The organism is Saccharopolyspora soli, assembly GCF_022678645.1.
GTDB classification, from domain to species: Bacteria; Actinomycetota; Actinomycetes; order Mycobacteriales; family Pseudonocardiaceae; genus Saccharopolyspora; species Saccharopolyspora soli.
Map to the genome: position 1 here is coordinate 119,334 of NZ_JALBWV010000006.1, position 17,397 is coordinate 136,730.

Annotated in this window: 15 protein-coding genes; 13 read left to right on the plus strand and 2 right to left on the minus strand. The window is 68.6% G+C overall.

Features of this window, described 5'->3' with window-relative positions:
- Positions 1 to 45: 45 nt before the first annotated feature.
- Positions 46 to 870, minus strand: coding sequence for a hypothetical protein (locus MOQ72_RS06615; RefSeq protein ID WP_242181327.1), 825 nt, complete (start codon positions 868 to 870; stop codon positions 46 to 48).
- A gap of 370 nt (positions 871 to 1,240) precedes the next feature.
- On the opposite strand from MOQ72_RS06615, the gene rplJ reads away from it, so the two are divergent.
- From rplJ to MOQ72_RS06680, 13 genes are all read left to right on the plus strand, one after another.
- Positions 1,241 to 1,768, plus strand: coding sequence for a 50S ribosomal protein L10 (gene rplJ, locus MOQ72_RS06620; RefSeq protein ID WP_242181189.1), 528 nt, complete (start codon positions 1,241 to 1,243; stop codon positions 1,766 to 1,768).
- Positions 1,769 to 1,855: 87 nt separating this feature from the next.
- On the plus strand, positions 1,856 to 2,239 hold the full coding sequence (gene rplL, locus MOQ72_RS06625; protein ID WP_242181190.1) for a 50S ribosomal protein L7/L12: 384 nt from the start codon (positions 1,856 to 1,858) through the stop codon (positions 2,237 to 2,239).
- Positions 2,240 to 2,605: 366 nt separating this feature from the next.
- On the plus strand, positions 2,606 to 3,787 hold the full coding sequence (locus MOQ72_RS06630; RefSeq protein ID WP_242181192.1) for an ABC transporter ATP-binding protein: 1,182 nt from the start codon (positions 2,606 to 2,608) through the stop codon (positions 3,785 to 3,787).
- Positions 3,784 to 4,578, plus strand: a complete 795-nt coding sequence (locus MOQ72_RS06635) for an MlaE family ABC transporter permease (RefSeq protein WP_242181195.1) — start codon at positions 3,784 to 3,786, stop codon at positions 4,576 to 4,578. The genes MOQ72_RS06630 and MOQ72_RS06635 overlap by 4 nt, the downstream gene beginning before the upstream one ends.
- Before the next feature lie 216 nt (positions 4,579 to 4,794).
- Positions 4,795 to 5,634, plus strand: a complete 840-nt coding sequence (locus tag MOQ72_RS06640) for an MlaE family ABC transporter permease (protein ID WP_242181197.1) — start codon at positions 4,795 to 4,797, stop codon at positions 5,632 to 5,634.
- Entirely contained in the window at positions 5,631 to 6,974 is a 1,344-nt protein-coding gene (locus MOQ72_RS06645) for an MCE family protein (RefSeq protein ID WP_242181199.1), read from the plus strand. The genes MOQ72_RS06640 and MOQ72_RS06645 overlap by 4 nt, the downstream gene beginning before the upstream one ends.
- Positions 6,971 to 7,996, plus strand: a complete 1,026-nt coding sequence (locus MOQ72_RS06650; protein WP_242181201.1) for an MCE family protein — start codon at positions 6,971 to 6,973, stop codon at positions 7,994 to 7,996. Before MOQ72_RS06645 ends, MOQ72_RS06650 begins: the two co-directional genes overlap by 4 nt.
- Positions 7,993 to 8,973 (plus strand): MCE family protein, encoded by a 981-nt coding sequence (locus MOQ72_RS06655; RefSeq protein WP_242181203.1) that lies wholly within the window; start codon positions 7,993 to 7,995, stop codon positions 8,971 to 8,973. The genes MOQ72_RS06650 and MOQ72_RS06655 overlap by 4 nt, the downstream gene beginning before the upstream one ends.
- Entirely contained in the window at positions 8,970 to 10,160 is a 1,191-nt protein-coding gene (locus MOQ72_RS06660; protein ID WP_242181205.1) for an MCE family protein, read from the plus strand. Before MOQ72_RS06655 ends, MOQ72_RS06660 begins: the two co-directional genes overlap by 4 nt.
- Positions 10,161 to 10,225: 65 nt before the next feature.
- Entirely contained in the window at positions 10,226 to 11,392 is a 1,167-nt protein-coding gene (locus tag MOQ72_RS06665) for an MCE family protein (RefSeq protein WP_308197852.1), read from the plus strand.
- Positions 11,392 to 12,495, plus strand: coding sequence for an MlaD family protein (locus MOQ72_RS06670; RefSeq protein WP_242181207.1), 1,104 nt, complete (start codon positions 11,392 to 11,394; stop codon positions 12,493 to 12,495). Before MOQ72_RS06665 ends, MOQ72_RS06670 begins: the two co-directional genes overlap by 1 nt.
- A 17-nt stretch (positions 12,496 to 12,512) precedes the next feature.
- The gene (locus MOQ72_RS06675) at positions 12,513 to 13,031 is read left to right on the plus strand and encodes an Rv1363c family protein (protein ID WP_242181210.1); all 519 of its coding nucleotides are present in this window, start codon (positions 12,513 to 12,515) and stop codon (positions 13,029 to 13,031) included.
- Between the two features lie 37 nt (positions 13,032 to 13,068).
- On the plus strand, positions 13,069 to 13,935 hold the full coding sequence (locus tag MOQ72_RS06680) for a hypothetical protein (protein ID WP_242181212.1): 867 nt from the start codon (positions 13,069 to 13,071) through the stop codon (positions 13,933 to 13,935).
- Between the two features lie 55 nt (positions 13,936 to 13,990).
- Here the strand turns inward: MOQ72_RS06680 and MOQ72_RS06685 are convergent, their stop codons facing one another.
- A complete protein-coding gene (locus MOQ72_RS06685) occupies positions 13,991 to 17,104 on the minus strand; it encodes a CHAT domain-containing protein (RefSeq protein ID WP_242181214.1) in 3,114 nt (1,037 codons plus the stop codon).
- Positions 17,105 to 17,397 lie beyond the last annotated feature (293 nt).

Genomic DNA, 17,397 nt, shown 5'->3' on the forward strand with positions numbered 1-17,397 from the left:
TGGCCCGCCCTCTCACGTGTGAGTGGTTCAGCGACCACCCAGCGGTCAGCCGCAGCTGGGGGTCTGGAGGTTGTAGGCGCTGATCGTCCAGCCTCCGTCGGGTTGTTGGGTGAGTCTGAAGCTCCCGAGCAGGGGTCCGCCGCTTACTTGCATGCGGCAGCCCAGGACCTGGGCTTCGGTGCCGACGATCGTCACCGCGTCGTGGCCGAAATTCGGGTTCGCGTAGGCGTTCGGATCCGTGATCTGGGCGTGCACCTGGTTGGCCGCTGTGGTGCAATCCGGGGCTTGGTGGGCGGCGGCGAAGCCGGACTTGCCCGCGGCGTCGAACATTTCGCACGCCCGTTCCGGATTTGCTCCGCGCAGCCAGTTGTAGACACCGCGCACCGCTTGCTGCGGATTCGTCGATTTCACCGGTACCGAGTCCGCCGGGACGCCGCCGGTGCCAGTGCCGCCACCCGAGTTGCTGTCGCCGCCGCTGAAGTAGTAGTCGATCGCGTACGGGATCAGCAACAGCGCGAGCAGCAGGTAGATCAGCCGTCGGACCAGCTTGAACCGCAGCAGCCACAAGGCCCGTTTCCACCAGGGTTTTTTCGGTTGCGCCGCAGGGGGTGCGGTCGGTGGTGGTGCCACCACGTCGCCGCCCTGGGACTGTTGCCATTCGCGGAAGCGTTGGAATTCCAGGAATTGCTGGTACTGGCGGAATTCCTCTTCGTCGCTGGGCTGCTGCGGAGGAGTCGCCGATGTTGGCTTGTCGACCACCTCGCTTTCCACGACCTCGGCGTCGACGATCTCCGCCGGTCGCGTGCTCTCGGGCAGATTCGCACCGGGTTGCGGTCGGGGCGACTCGTTCTGATCAGCCACGCCCCACATGATGCCCGGCCGTGCCAGCGAGGTCACCATCGGTGATCCCGGTTGGTGGTCCAGCTCGGCGGCGCGGACGGCGGGAATTCCGCTGCTCTGGCTTCCGGTGCTGTTCAGGTGGGGTGCTTGGGATGCTCCGGGGCGCGTCGCGTATCCTGGTCGAGGTTCCACCCAAGACCGCTGGTCTTCTCCGCGTCCCGTGTGGGGCGGGGAGAACTAAGGTCCCGTGAGATGCGGGCGGCCCGCGCAGGAGGGACGAGGCTACTCGTGCGCGCGCCGCGCTCATGATCTTGACGCCCCGTGCTTGCTGCGCCGGGGCGTTTTGTCGTCTCAGGACCGACTGGATGCGGATCACAGTCGGAAATAGAGAGGAGGCGACATGGCGAGGCCCGACAAGGTCGATGCGGTCACCGAGATCGCGGGCCGGTTCAACACCTCGACCGCTGCGCTCGTGACCGAGTACCGCGGGCTGTCCATGGCGCAGCTGTCTGAGCTGCGCCATGCCCTCGGTGCGGGCGCGACGTACCGTGTCGCGAAGAACACGCTGGTCAAGCGTGCCGCCGAGCAATCCGGCGTCGAGGGACTCGACGACCTGTTCGTCGGCCCGACCGCGATTGCCTTCGTCGAGGGCGAGCCGGTCGACGCGGCCAAGGCGCTGCGCGATTTCGCCAAGGAAAACAAGGCCCTGGTGATCAAGGGCGGTTACATGGACGGCCGCGCGCTGTCCGTGTCCGAGGTCGAGAGCATCGCCGACCTCGACTCCCGCGAGGTCACCCTGTCCAAGTTGGCCGGGGCCATGAAGGCCAAGATGGGCCAGGCTGCCGCGCTGTTCGCCGCGCCGGCGTCCCAGATGGCTCGGTTGGCTGCCGCTCTGCAGGAGAAGAAGGGCGGCGAAACCGACGCCTGAGTCCCACGTGGACACGGTTGTCGGTCGCAGAAACTCCCCGCCCGGACACCGTCGGTGGCCGGGTACCGAACGGAAAGGAACGCCGTCGTGGCGAAGCTGAGCAACGAAGAGCTGTTGGACGTCTTCAAGGAGATGACCCTCCTGGAGCTGTCGGAGTTCGTGAAGCAGTTCGAGGACACCTTCGACGTCACCGCCGCCGCTCCGGCCGCGGTCGTGGCCGGTCCGGCCGCCGCTGCGGCTCCGGCTGCCGAGGAGCAGGACGAGTTCGACGTCATCCTCGAAGGCGCTGGTGACAAGAAGATCCAGGTCATCAAGGTCGTCCGCGAGATCGTCTCGGGCCTGGGTCTGAAGGAGGCCAAGGAGCTCGTCGAGGGCGCCCCGAAGCCGATCCTGGAGAAGGTCGACAAGGAGAAGGCCAACGAGGCCAAGGCCAAGCTGGAGGAGTCCGGCGCTTCCGTCTCCCTGAAGTGAGTTGTGCGGGGTAGGCGGGTCGGATGATCAACCCGCCCAGGCGGGAAAGAGCGCCGCTTATCTGACATCTGGTGCAGTTCACCACCGGTGGACGCGGCACTCCCGTTTATCCTGACTCACCGTGTAAAGGCGGGTACTCGCAGTCGCGGGTACCCGCCTTTTCGCTTTCCGGGAATGAGTTGAATCGCTTTTATCGGACAAATCTTGTTGACCTGCGAAATCCGGGTGAACTGACGAGTAACCCGTCCGCGTCGGCGTCGTTGCACAGGTGTGACGCTGCTGGTCTTCGTTGAGCGCGTCACATGTGCCAGGCTGCCTTTCCGGGGACGACCCGGTCGGGTGAAATCGAGGAACGCGGAGGTTCGGATGGGCGTCGAGGTGGTCGTCGACGGACTGTCGAAGTCCTTCGGCGCGCAGACCATCTGGCGGGACGTCACGCTGACACTTCCTCCCGGCGAGATCAGCGTGCTGCTGGGGCCTTCCGGCACCGGGAAGTCGGTGTTCCTGAAGTCGTTGGTCGGCCTGCTGAAGCCGGACCAGGGCGAGGTGGTCATCAACGGGGTGGACATCTGCACCTGTTCGGAACAGAAGCTCTACGAGATCCGCAAGCTCTTCGGCGTGCTGTTCCAGGACGGCGCGCTGTTCGGTTCGATGAACCTGTTTGACAACATCGCCTTTCCGCTTCGCGAGCACACCCGCAAGAGCGAGTCCGAGATCCGCTCCGTGGTGCTGGAGAAGATGGAGATGGTCGGGCTCATCGGCGCTGAGGAGAAGCTGCCCGGCGAGATTTCCGGCGGGATGCGCAAACGGGCCGGGTTGGCTCGCGCGTTGGTGCTGGATCCGGAGATCATTTTGTTCGACGAGCCGGATTCCGGACTCGACCCGGTGCGCACCGCATTGCTGAACCAGTTGATCGTCGATCTGAACGCGCAGATCGACGCGACTTTCTTGATCGTCACGCACGACATCAACACCGCGCGGACCGTGCCGGACAACATCGGCATGCTGTTCAGCCGAAACCTGGTGACGTTCGGGCCGCGCGAGGTGTTGCTGACCTCGACCGAGCCGGTGGTGGAGCAGTTCCTCAACGGACGTCCCCAGGGGCCGATCGGGATGAGCGAGGAGAAGGACGCCGGACAGGCCGCTGCTGAGCTGGCACAACTGCGCGATGCCGATCTCGGCGTGCCGCACATCATGCCGCAGCTGGAGGTCACCGCAGGACTGCCGGAGCGGGCCGCGGTGCGGCGCCGCAAGGATCGCGTGCTGCGGCAGTTGCGCACGCTGGCCCCGGCCGCGCAGCAGGAGATCATGAAGACGCTGACCCCCGACGAGCTGGCGCTCTACGGCCTCGCCGCACCGGCAACCGGATCCTGGCCGCAGCGGACCGAGCCGGTGCGCGCGGCGAACCTTCCGCAGCCGGTGCGCCCGTCGCCGCGGCCGAGGCAGCCGGAACGGACTCCGGAGCAACCGCCGTGGTCTGGCGGGGCCGAGCAGGAAGCCGGTGAACCACGACGTCGCTGGTTCGGCCGCAAGCGGGGTGAGCGGTGAGCGCTCCTCCTCATCAGGCGCGGTTTCCGGGTGCGGGCGGGCTGCGCGAGACCGGTCGGCTGTTCGCCCTGGCGCTGGACGTGGTCCGCGCGATGCCCAGCCGACCGTTCCAGATCCGCGAGTTCATCCAGCAGTGCTGGTTCATCGCCAGCGTGACGATCCTGCCGACGGCGCTGGTGTCCATCCCCTTCGGCGCGGTGATCGCGCTCCAGCTGGGCTCGCTGACCAGGCAGATCGGTGCGCAGTCGTTCACCGGCGCGGCCAGCGTGCTGGCGATCATCCAGCAGGCCAGCCCGATCGTCACCGCGTTGCTGATCGCCGGGGCCGGTGGCTCGGCGATCTGCGCGGACCTGGGTTCCCGCAAGATCCGCGACGAGATCGACGCGATGGAGGTGCTGGGCGTCTCGCCGATCCAGCGGCTGGTGGTGCCGCGGGTGTTGGCCGCGATGCTGGTGGCGCTACTGCTCAACGGCATGGTCAGCGTGGTTGGCGTGATGGGCGGTTACACGTTCAACGTGATCATGCAGGACGGCACGCCCGGCGCGTACATGGCGAGCTTCAACGCGTTGGCGCAGCTGCCGGACATTTGGATCAGCGAGCTGAAGGCGGTGATCTTCGGCTTCCTGGCGGGGGTGGTGGCGGCCTACCGGGGGTTGCACCCGCCGCCGGGGCCGAAGGGTGTCGGGGACGCCGTGAACCAGTCGGTGGTGATCACCTTCCTGCTGCTGTTCGCGGTGAACTTCGTCCTCACCACGCTCTACCTCCAGCTAGTGCCGCCCAAGGGAATGTGACATGTCCAAAAGCCTGTTTCCAGACTCGTTTTGCGTAGCGGTGCGGGTGGCGGAACCTCAGACGCCGCCTCGGCTGCGGGATCCCCGACTTATGTATGTCCAATACACGGCACTGGGGCTGTCCTCGCGAGGGCGACGTCTGAGAACCCGCGGCGGTGCCAGCTGCGAGGGTGGGCTAAGCGGCTTCGCCGCTTCAAAGACAGCGGAAATGCGACCATGGTGACGATCTCGCAGCGCGCTAGGCGCGCGGCCCGGCGGCCGTTGGAGCTGTTGGACGACCTGGGCGACCAGATGTCGTTCTACCTGCGGTCGGTGGCCTGGATTCCGCGGGCGATCACCCGCTACGCCAAGGAAACGCTGCGGCTGCTCGCCGAGGTGAGCTTCGGCAGCGGCGCGCTGGCGGTGATCGGCGGCACGGTCGGCGTGATGATCGGCCTGACCCTGTTCACCGGCACCGTCGTCGGATTGCAAGGCTTCGCCGCGCTGGACCAGATCGGCACCTCGGCGTTCGCCGGGTTCGTCTCCGCGTACTTCAACACCCGCGAGATCGCACCGCTGGTGGCCGGGCTCGCGCTGTCCGCGACGGTCGGTTCCGGCTTCACCGCGCAGTTGGGGGCGATGCGGATCTCCGACGAGATCGACGCGTTGGAAGTCATGGGCGTGCCGAGCTTGCCGTACCTGGTGACCACTCGGGTGATCGCCGGGTTCATCGCGGTCATCCCGCTGTACGTGCTCGGTCTGCTGACGTCCTACATCGCCGCCCGCGGGGTCACGATCTACATCTACGGCCAGTCGGCGGGCACCTACGACCACTACTTCAACCTGTTCCTGCCGCCCGAGGACGTGCTGTGGTCCTTCGGGAAGGTGCTGGTCTTCAGCGTGGTGGTGATCATGACGCACTGCTACTACGGCTACCGCGCCAGCGGCGGCCCGGCCGGGGTCGGCGTCGCGGTGGGCCGCGCGGTGCGGACCGCGATCGTGACCACCGCACTGCTCGACTTCTTCCTCAGCCTCGCGATCTGGGGCACCACGACGACGGTTCGGATCACCGGATGAGTACCCGAGGTGCGTTGACCACGACACTGCGGCGCCGCGCGCTCGGCGTTGCGTTCCTGCTGTGCATCGCGTTGTTCATCAGCCTCACAGTGGCGATCTACCAGAAGGCTTTCGCGTCCAGCGTGGACGTTTTGCTGAAGGCCGCGTCGACCGGGAACCAGCTGTTGCCCGAGTCGGACGTCAAGGTGCGCGGCATGGTCGTCGGCCGGGTGGTGAGCGTCACGTCCACAGGGGACGGTGCCGAGCTGCGTCTGGCGCTGGACCCGGATCGGGCCGAGCAGCTGCCGTCGAACGTGTCGGCGCGGCTGCTGCCGCGCACCCTGTTCGGCGAGCGCTACGTGTCGCTGGAATTGCCGGAGCAGGCCGCGTCGACGCCGCTGGCCTCCGGTGACGTGATCGAGCAGGACCGAACCCGCGCGGGCATCGAGCTGGAGAAGGTGCTGGCCGACACGATGCCGGTGCTGCAGGCGGTGCACCCGGACGACTTGGCGGTGACGCTGAACGCGCTGGACCAGGCGTTGGCCGGGCGCGGCAAGCCGCTCGGCGAGACGCTGTCGCAGCTGAACACCTATCTGGACGGGCTCAACCCGTCGGTTCCGGACTTGCAGCAGAACCTGCAGGAGTTGGTCGGCGTCGCCCAGACCTACGAGCAGGCCGCCCCGGACGTGCTGGAGGCGCTGGACAACTTCAGCACCACGGCCCGCACCCTGGTGGCGCAGCGCGCCAACCTGACCGCGCTGACCGGGCAGTTGACCAGCACCTCCGGTGATCTGACCACGTTCCTGCGGGACAACCGGCAGAACATCATCCAGCTCGGCGAGTCGCAGCGACCGACGCTGGACGTGCTGGCCAAGTACGCGCCCGAATACCCGTGCTTCCTGCAGGAGATGGCGGAGTTCGTGCCGCGGATCCGGCAGGCGTTCGGCGCGGGCACGGGTGAGCCGGGGCTGCACATCACCCTGGAGGTCACCCCGCACCGCGGCAAGTACGTCCCGAACCAGGACGAACCGGAGTTCGCCGACAAGCGCGGACCGCGCTGCTACAACCTCGTGCCGCAGCCGGACCCGGTGCCGGAGTACCCGCCGGACGGGCCGTTCAAGGACGGTTCGGTGCCACCGCCGGCGTCGCGCCACTCCGACAGCGGCCTGAACCCGCCGTCGGCGGGCGAGCCCGCGAGCACTTCGCCGCAGTCCGCGACGTGGGTGAACTCCCCGGCGGAACGGGACATGGTGGCGATGCTGCTGGCGCCCGCGCTCGGGCGCGATCCCGCGGATGTGCCGGACTGGGGCTCGCTGCTGGTCGGGCCCGTGCTGCGCGGAGCGGAGGTGAGCTACCGGTGAACGGCCGCAGCATCGTCGCGCCACTGGTCAAGTTCCTGATCTTCGTGCTGGTCACCGTGCTGGCCACCGGGTTGCTGGTGCTCACCATCGCCAACCGGGATCTGCGATCCGCGGAGTCCTACACCGCCCGGTTCACCGACGTCACCAACCTCAACGAGGGCGACGAGGTGCGCATCTCCGGGGTGAAGGTCGGCGAGGTGGAGAGCATCGAGCTGGTCGACCGGCGGTTCGCGGAGGTGCGGTTCAACGTCTCCGACCGGCGGCTGCCGAGCTCGGTGACCGCCACGATCAAGTACCGCAACCTGGTCGGCCAGCGCTACATCGCGCTGGAACAGGGCGCGGACAACACCGGCGGCTTCCTGGCTCCGGGCAGCACGATCCCCTTGCAGCGCACCAAACCGGCGCTGGACCTGACGGTGCTGCTGGGTGGGTTCAAGCCGCTGTTCCAGGCGCTTTCGCCGGAGGACGTGAACAAGCTGTCCTACGAGATCATCCAGGTGTTGCAGGGCGAAGGCGGCACGGTGGAGAGCCTGCTGGCCCACACCGCCTCGCTGACCTCCACGATCGCTTCCCGCGACCAGGTGATCGGGCAGGTCATCGACAACCTCAACGGGGTGCTGGACACGGTGAACGCCCGCGACCAGCAGCTGTCCGAGCTGATCGGCCAGTTGCAGCAGGTGGTGTCCGGGCTGTCCGCCGACCGGGACGCGATCGGCGATGCGGTGACCGCGATGGACGGGCTGACCAACAGCACCGCCGGACTGCTGGTCGACGCGCGGCCGGGACTGCAGGAGGACATCGTCGGCCTCGGCCAGCTGTCGCAGAACCTCAACGACAACGAAGTGATCACCGAACAGGTGTTGCGCAACATGCCCGGCAAGATCGAAACGATCGCCCGGACCGCCAGCCACGGTTCCTGGTTCAACTTCTACATGTGCAAGGCCAGCGGCGCGGTCGGCGTCGGCGGCGCGAACGTGCCGCTGCCGTTGGTGCCCGTGAACCAGCCGAGGTGCCAGCGATGACCGCATTCTCCCAGCGCGACCCGCTCAAGATCGGCATCGCCGGTCTGGTGGTCCTGGTGCTGATCTTCCTGCTCGCGCTGAACTTCGAGCGGCTGCCGCTGATCGGCGGCACCACCTACACCGCGCAGTTCACCGAGGCCGCCGGGCTGCGGGCGGACAACGAGGTGCGCATCGCCGGGGTGAAGGTCGGCACGGTTTCCGACGTCGAGCTCGAAGGCGACCACGTGCTGGTCAGCTTCCGGGTCAGCGACGCGTGGCTCGGCGACCACACCACCGCCTCGATCCGGATCAAGACGCTGCTCGGCCAGAAGTACCTGGCGCTGGATCCGCAGGGCAGCAAGGAGCTCTCGCCGTCCGAGCCGATCCCGCTGCAACGCACCATGTCGCCCTACGACGTCATCGAGGCGTTCAGCGACCTGTCGACCACAGTGGACCAGATCGACACCAAGCAGCTCGCGGACAGCTTCCGCACCCTGTCCGACACCTTCGCCAACACGCCAGGTGAGGTCAGCGGCGCTCTCGACGGGCTGTCCCGGTTGTCGGAGACGATCTCCTCGCGGGACGAGCAGTTGCAGCAACTGCTGAACAACACCGCGCAGGTGTCGAAAACGGTCGCCGACCGCAACGCCGACTTCGAGAAGCTGCTGGCCGACGGCAACCTGCTGTTGCAGGAGATCAAGGCGCGGCGGGACTCGATCAGCGGACTGCTGGACGGCACCCGCAAGCTGTCCGCGCAGCTCAGCGGCCTGGTCGACGACAACGCCGCGGAGATCGGCCCGACCCTGCAACAGTTGGACCGGGTCACCAAGATGTTGCAGCGCAACCAGGACAACCTGAACCGCAGCCTGGCGATGTTCGCGCCGTTCACCCGGCTGTTCTCCAACGTGCTGGGCAACGGCCGTTGGTTCGACACCTACATCTGCGGCCTGCTGCCGCCTGCCACCGGTCCGATCAACCAGAAGGGCTGCCAGCCATGACCAGCGCGCGCCCCTCGCTCACCCGAGCACTGTCGATCGCGGTGGTCGTCGTGCTCGCCGCGACGGTCGGGGTGTGGTGGCTGTTCTTCGGCGCCGCCGAACGGCAGGTCACCGCCTACTTCAACGCGGCCGTGGGCATCTACCCCGGCGGTGACGTGCGGATCCTCGGGGTGCCGGTGGGCACCGTCGACGAGATCGTCCCGCAAGGCCAGCTGGTGCGGGTCGTGATGAGCGTGGACCGCGATGTCGACGTGCCCGCCGACGCGGGCGCGGTGGCCGTCTCGCCGAGCGTGGTCAGCGACCGGTACGTGCAGCTCACCCCGGTCTACAAGGGCGGGCCGAAGCTCGCCGACGGCGCGGTGATCCCGAAGGAGCGCACCGCGACGCCGGTCGAGCTGGACCAGATCTACCGCAGCCTCAACGACCTCACCACGGCCTTGGGGCCGAACGGGGCGAATGCCCAAGGCGCGCTGACCGACCTGCTCAACACGGGCGCGGCGAACCTGGGCGGCAACGGGCAGGCCCTGTCGGAGACCATCCGCAACCTCGGCGAAGTCGGGACCACGTTGTCCGGCAACAGCGAGCAGCTGTTCAGCACCGTCGACAACCTGCAGAAGTTCACCTCGATGCTGGCCGCCAACGACGACCAGGTGCGCCGGTTCAACACGCAGATGCAGCAGGTCAGTTCGTTCCTGGCCGGTGAGCGGCAGGACATGAGCGCGGCGATGGCGGAGTTGGCCATCGCGCTGGGCAAGGTCGAGTCGTTCGTCCGGGACAACCGGGAACTGCTGAAGTCCAACGTGGACCAGCTCAACGCGGTGGCGAACGTGCTGGTGGAGCAGAAGGCGGCGCTCAGCGAGTCGCTGAACAACGCACCGCTGGCGTTGAGCAACCTCAACAACGCCTACAACGGTGCGTCCGGGACGCTGGACACCCGCGCGAACATCAACGAGCTCAACCAGCCGCCGCTGGTGTCGGTGTGCAAGCTGCTGCAGCAGAACAGCACGGCGCAGGTGCCGAAGGAGGTCAGCGACGCTTGCGCGTCGTTGCAGCCGATCCTCGACGGCGCGGTCAAGCTGCCGACTCCGGCGGAGACCCTCAACGCCTTGCAGAAGGGCACCCTGCCACCGCTGCCGCTCCCGCTGTCCACGACGGACAGCGCCCAATCCGCGGGAGGTGCCCGGTGATGCCGCGACGTGGCTGGTGGCGATTTCGCGCGCCACGCGCCCCGCATGCCGACCGCCGATTTCGCGTGAAATCGCCCCGTTCCCTTCGGAAGGCGACCACGGCGTTCGTCGCGCTGGCGCTGCTGGTGGTCGGCGGGTGCGGTTCTCGCGGGGTTTACGACATGCCGCTGCCCGGTGGGGCGGATGTCGGGGACCACCCGTACCAGGTCAGGGTGCGGTTCGCCGACGTGCTGGACCTGGTGCCCAACGCCGGGGTTCGGGTCAACGACGTGCCGGTCGGCCGGGTGTCGACCATCGGGCTCGCGCCCGACTCGTGGCAGGCCGAGGTGACCGTGGAGGTCAACGGCGACGTGAAGCTCCCGGCCAACGCGACCGCCCGGCTGCGGCAGTCCAGCCTGCTCGGCGAGAAGTACGTCGAGCTCGCCGGTCCGCCCGAGTCGCAGCCCGCGGTCGGCCGACTCGCCGACGGCGCCCTCATCGGCCTCGACCGCACCAGTCGAAACCCCGAGGTGGAAGAGGTGCTCGGCGCGCTGTCCCTGCTGCTCAACGGCGGTGGCGTCGCCCAGTTGCAGGACATCACCAAGGAGCTCAACGCCGCGTTGGAAGGTCGCGAGCCCGACGTCCGCAGCCTGCTGTCCAACGTGGACGAACTCGTCGCCGGGCTGGACGCCCAGCGCGATGACATCACCCGCGCGTTGGACAGCATCAACCGGCTCAGCGCCCGGCTGAACGAACAGCGCGGCAGCATCGACACCGCGCTGCGCGACCTGGAGCCCGGCCTGCGGGTGCTCAACGAGCAACGCACCCAGCTGGTCACCATGTTGCAGTCGCTCGACGAGCTCTCCGGCGTCGCGACCGACGTGGTCAACCAGTCCCACGACGACATCGTGCACGACCTCAACCAGCTCGCCCCGGCACTGCACCAGCTGGCCGCGGCTGGGGAGAGCCTGCCGAAGTCGCTGGAGGTGCTGGTCACCTTCCCGTTCCCGGACAACGCCGTGGACGGCATCGGCAACAGCGACTACACCAACCTCTACGCCAACGTCGACCTGGACCTCACCCACGTGCTGGAGAACCTGGGCCGCAGCCGACAGCCGCTGCTGCCGTTGCCGAGCCTGTCGAACTCGATTCCGCTGCCGCTGTCCCCACCGGACCAGACGGCGCAGCCACCGGCCGAGTCGGACGAGCACTCCGGCGGCCTGCTGGGCTCGTTGCTGGGAGGCGACCGCTGATGCTGAGCCGTCGAGTACGCGTGCAGATCGTCGCGTTCATCGCGATCGCCCTGGTGGGCGTCAGCTACGCCGGAGCCCGCTACGCGGGACTGGACCGGCTGTTCGGCCCGCGCGGCTACGTGGTGACCCTGCAACTGGCCGACACCGGCGGCGTCTTCGACAACGCCGAGGTCACCTACCGCGGCGTGCCGGTCGGCCGGGTCGGCACCATGCGGCTGACCGGAAACGGAGTGGAGGTGCCGCTGGACATCGAATCCAGCGCGCCTCAGATCCCCAAGGACGTGCAAGCCGTGGTGACCAACCGGTCCGCGGTCGGTGAGCAGTACGTCGACCTGCGGCCGAACCGCGACGACGGCCCGTACCTGCAGGACGGCTCGGTGATCTCGCAGCAGTCCGCGACCACGCCGCTGCCGGTGGAAAACCTGATGACGAACCTGGACGCGTTCGCCAACTCGGTACCAGAGGACTCGCTGCGCACCGTGGTCAGCGAGCTGGGCACCGCGTTCCGCGACAACGGCGGCCACCTGCAGACGATCTTGGACACCAGCCGCGAGTTCACCGCCGCGGCGCAGCAGCACCTGCCGCAGACGGTGCAGCTGCTCGAAGACGGCAAGACCGTGCTGGCCACCCAGAACGAGCAGGGTTCGGCGATCAAGTCGTTCGGCCGGGACCTGCGGCTGCTGTCCGAGTCGCTGGAGCGCTCCGACGGCGATCTGCGCGCCGTGATCGAGCGAGCCCCGCCAGCCGCGCAGCAGGTCAGCGCGTTCCTGCAGGAGAACACCCAGCTCGGTCCGCTGCTGGCGAACCTGACCACCACCTCGCAGATCCTGTCGACGCGCACCGACGGGTTGGAGCAGATCATGACGCTGTACCCGGCCGTGGTCACCGCGAGCAACACCGTGGTGCCCGGCGACGGCTCGGCGCACTTCGGGCTGGTGCTCAACGTCTTCGACCCGTTGCCCTGCACCAAGGGCTACGAACAGACCGAGCGCCGCAACGGCGCCGACCTCAGCCAGGTGCCGCTGAACACCAACGCGCACTGCGCCGAGCCCCCGGGCAGCGACACGTCGGTGCGCGGTGCGCAGAATGCACCAGGGCAGTAGGAGAGGAGACGCCTGACATGCATCCCGAAACCGCCAGGCGGCGTCGTCTTCCGGTCGTGGCCCTGGTGCTGCTCGCCGTGAGCCTGGTGGCCTGCCTGTTCTTCGGCGTCGCCTGGGCACTGGCCGCCAACGATTCCCTGCTCGACCGCGCCAACGCGCGGGACGCGGCGCTGCGCGACGGGCAGGCCGCGGTCATCAACTTCAACACCCTGGACTACCGGGACGTGAATCGCGGCCTGCAACGCTGGGAGGACAACTCGACCGGCCCGCTGCGCGACGAGGTCCGGCAGGGGCGGCAGAACTACGCGACCCAGATCGCTCAGGCCAAGAGCACCACCACGGCCCGGATCCTGGACGCCGGGATCGTCGAGCTCGACGAACACGCTGGCAAGGCCCGGATGATCGCGGTGGTGCAGGTCACGGTCACCATCGACGGACAGCAGCCAGCAAACAAGCAGGACCGCTACCAGGCCGAGCTCACCCGCGAAGGCGACAAGTGGAAGCTCAGCGCGCTCGGCACTGTGCCGGTCGGCTGATCGGCGGGACGCGCAAGCAATTCGAGGAGTGCAGCCAGTGCCAAGCAATCGCCGCCCCGGCCCGAACCGCCAACCCACCACCCGCCGCCCGAAGGTGGCGGGCCTGCGCAACCGCGACACGCCCAAGGACGCACCCCAGCCGGAGGTCGCGGCTCCGGCAGAGCCGGAGGGCGAAGGGGCGGAGCAGGTAGCGCCGGAGGTCGCGTCGGCAGAGCGGGCGGAGGCGGGGCGGGCGGAGCCTGCTGAGCCGGAGCTTGCGGAGACCGAGCGGGCGGAGCCCGCGGAGGTCGGCGCGGTGTCGGCGCAGCCGTTCGGAGCGCCGGGCGGCGTAGCCGCGCCCGCGAGCACCGGAGGTGCGGAGCCAGCGGTGGTGGCGGTCGGTCTGACGGAGCCCGCTGCGGCGAAGCGCGGCGTCACCTGGGGGTTGTGGATCGCTACCGCCGTGCTCGCCGCGCTGGCGGCTTGGTTCGGCATCCAGTGGTACTCCGCGCTCTACACCGGGGCGGCGGCCAACGAGGCGCTGGTGTCGGCCGGGGCGACCAGCGAGGTCAACGGTCAGATCACCGATGCGGTGGAGAAGCTGTTCTCCTACGACTTCAACGACACGGCCAAGACCGAGAACGCCGCGCGGGATCTGCTCGTCGGCCCCGCCGTGCAGCGGTACAACGACCTGTTCGCGGTGGTCAAGCAGCAGGCCCCGCTGCAGCAGTTGATCGTCACCACGACCGTGAAGAACAGCGCGGTGACGCGGCTGCAGGACGACCGCGCGGAGCTCCTGCTGTTCGTCGACCAGCACGCGATGCGCGCCAACACCGGTGAGAGCAACACCGGCCCGGCCCAGCTCTCGGTCAGCGCCGAGAAGCAGGGCGACCAGTGGAAGATCAGCCAAATCACCCTGCGCTGATCGCAGTCGGTTCTCCCGTACCGGCACGCACGCACCTGGCGTCGTTCGTGGTGGATTACGGTCCGATGTGGACGTGGGCGGACCAGAGGCAGTGTTCTTCCGGGTACTGGGCGCGGAGTTGGCGGGTCGCGTTGTGCAGGGCGTAGGCCGCGCGGTCGGTGTCGTACTCCTCGCCGCCGAACACCTCGCCGTAGACGTCGGCGTGCACCTGCACCGCGCTTTCCTCGTCGATCTCCCACAGGGTGCCGATGACGTGCGTGAACCCCGCGAAGCCGAGCGCGCCGGGTAACGACACCGCCGCCGCGCACGGCGCGTCCGCAGCTGTCGCGCACTGGCCCAGGTAGCCGAACTCCGCCTGGTCCAGCGCGATCTGGCCCAGTTCGACCAGCCCCAACGGCCGCTGCGGCGCCTCCCGGTCCAGCAGCAGGCCCGCCGCTGGCTGGGCCGGGAACTGCGAGCTCGGCTCGCACACGTGCAACCACGGATGCTCCGGCAGCATCTGCAGCACCTCCGCCGCAGTGGTGCTCTCCACCGACACGATCTCCGCCGACGGCCAGTACTGCGCCAGGATCTGGTTCTGCGGCGGGAGTTCCCGCGCGACCTGTTCCGCCGAACCGGCCGCCACCAGCGCCGTGCCGTTGTCCGGCACCGGTCGCTGCGCTGCGCGGAGCAGGCATCCCAGCGTCGGCGTGTACGACGACACGACGCGATCCAATGTGGACTCACCCGTCTTCGCGGTCGCCGCGTGCACCGGCAGGAACGCCAGCGCACCGAGGGCGCTCCACCAGATCCTCGGCCACCGGGCTCCGGGTTCCGGCACGCTCAGGTAGCCCATCCGTTCCAGCACCGGGCGCGTGATGCGGTGCCAGGTCCAGTCGAGGGCGTCGGCCACCGCGCCGTGGTCGTCCTGCTGGGCGGCGGTCAACATCTCGGCGGCCTGTTCGGCAGCGGTTTCCGGCGCGGCGTTGGGCAGCGGCACGGTCAGCACCCGGCCCGCGATGACGACCAGCGCGTCCGACCGGTAGCGGCTGAGGTTGACCAGCACCACCGACCCGTGCTGCGCGGCGCCAGCCAGTTCCGCGAACGGCTTGATCCCGAGGTGGTTCGGCTGCACCCGGCGAACTTCGGTGAGCAGTTCGTCCCAGGCGCGCGCCAGTCCCATCCGGTCGTCGGAGTCGGCCAGCGTCGATTCCTCCACCGGGCGATCGAGCAGCCGCCGCAACCGGACCACTTCATCCGCCAGGTCCGGGTGGGTGCGGTGCAGTTCGCCGAGTTCTCCGCCGGTGGGCAGGAAGTCCGCCAGGATCGCCGCCCGCCCGTGCTCCAGCAGCGCCACGGCCCGCTCCGGCTCGCCGCTTTCCAGCGCGCACGCCGCGGCGTCCGCCGCGATCAACGCCCACTGCTGCTGCGCGGTCGGCGACGCGACCACCCGCTTGCCTCGGGTGACCAGCGGCAGCAGTTCGACCGCGAAGCCGAACGATTCCAGCGCCTCGGACCACCGATGCGCCTGCGCGGCGATCCGGCCGGACAAGCCAGCCGCCCGAAGGCGCTGGTCGGCGGGGGCGTTGGGCTGCTCCGCGGCCTCGGTGAGCACCTTGCGCGCCCAGCGGTAGTAGCGGCGGCGTCCGTTGCGCTGGTACAGGGATTGCAGGGCGCGACCGAGGTGGATCGCCACGCTCGCGCGGTTGGGCGCTTCCAGCGGCATCGCGATGAGCGCTTGGTCGAACAGCTCGATCGCCGTTTCGATGTCCCGCGTCCGCGCGGTCAGCCGGAACCGGTGCGCCGAGACGATGCCCAGCTGCGTCCACGCGGTGGGCTCTGCGTCGGGCCCCTCCGACTTCGCCGCTTCGCGCGCCAGCTCCGCCGCGCGATCCAGGTCGGCGCTGTCGCCGCTGTGCTCGAATCGGGTGATCAACGTGGTGATCAACGAGTTCAGCACCGCGCCGCGCCGCGCCGCGGTCGCCGCATCCGCGGCGGCCTGCCCGGCGGTGATCGCGGTGTCGAGCACCTTGGCCTCCGCGCCGTGCGAGAAATGCCTGCGCAGCAGGGTTGCGTAACCGGTCAGGGCGATCGCGCGGCTCGGGTCGTCGGTGGACATCGCCCGCACTGCCGGGGCGATCGGCCGCAGCACCCGGCGCAACTGGCTCGCCTCGCCGGTGGCGTCGACGTGCTCGACGGTCGCCGCGGTGAGGTTCCAGACAGCGGTGCCGAGCAGTGGATGCCCGCTGTCGAGCACCCCGAGCACGCCGATCAGCTCGCTGATCGCCGAGTTGAGGTCGGCCAGATCGCCGCTCTGCCGGAACCGCAGCCGCAGCGCGTTGGCCAGGTGGCAGAACGCAGCGCGCCGTGGTTCGCCGTCGGCGAGCGCCCCGGCGCCGGACCCGAGGTGCTTGATGCCTTCGTCCAGGTCTTCGACCACGCCGCCGCGTTCGTAGCGGCGCAGCAGCGCGGTACCGAGGTTGACCAGCAGTTCGGAGGTCGCTGCCTCGCGGGCCGGGGAAATCCGGGCGGCTTCGCGGAACACGTCGATCGACTCTTCGTCGGACTCCGGCGCGTCGGCCAGCCTGGCGTGCAGCCGTAGCGCGTTGGCCAGCCGGATCAGCGCCATCGCCCGCCGCTGGTCGCGGCGCGGCGTCTGCTCGACGGCCTCCCGAGCGATCTGCACGCTTTCCGCGGCGGCGGTGGCGCTGTTGGTCTTCGCCGCGAAGTCGGTGAGCGCCAACGCGAGGTTGCACTGGTAGAGCATCCGATCGCGGTCGCTGCTGTGCGCTGCCGCAGTCGCCGCGCGGTAGTAGGTGATCGCGTCTTCCAGGTCGTCCAGTTCACCGGTGCGCAGATGGGTCAGCTGCGCGGCGCTACCGAGGTTGTTGAGCACGCCCGCGCGTGCCGGGTGCGTGTCGTTGAGCACGCCCGCGGTGGTGCGGAAGACCTCGGTCACCCAGGGCAGCTCGTCGAAGTCGAACGTCGTGACGATCTTGTTCATCGCCGCGATGGCATCGGCATAGCGCTGCTCGGCGCTGCGGCGGGGTTCGGGAGTTTCCGGCGGTGGTGCGGCGGTGTCGGATTCTTCGGCGAACCAACTTGAGCGGGAGCCGCCGCGGTCCTGCCCTCCAGTCCAACGTTGCAGCCCGCGGAACCGCTCGCTCGCGCGGCTTGCATCGTCTGTCATCGGTCGTTACTCCTGTGGCCAGAGCTCACCCGGGGCACCTGCGTCGGGACGCGGTGGGTCGTATCACGCTACCGACGGATGCGATCGTCGAATAGCCCGCGTGTACTACCTGAGATCGGGCTGGTGGACAGTTGTGCCCACCGGCACCATTTGTTAGGGCTTCGGAACGCGAAAATACTCGTCCCGCGCGTAACAACGGTCGTGGTTAACACCATTGCTACTCAGGATCGCCACGCGACACAGATCCGAGATCGAATTCACCTCCGATGACTGCGGGTACCGATATGAACGCG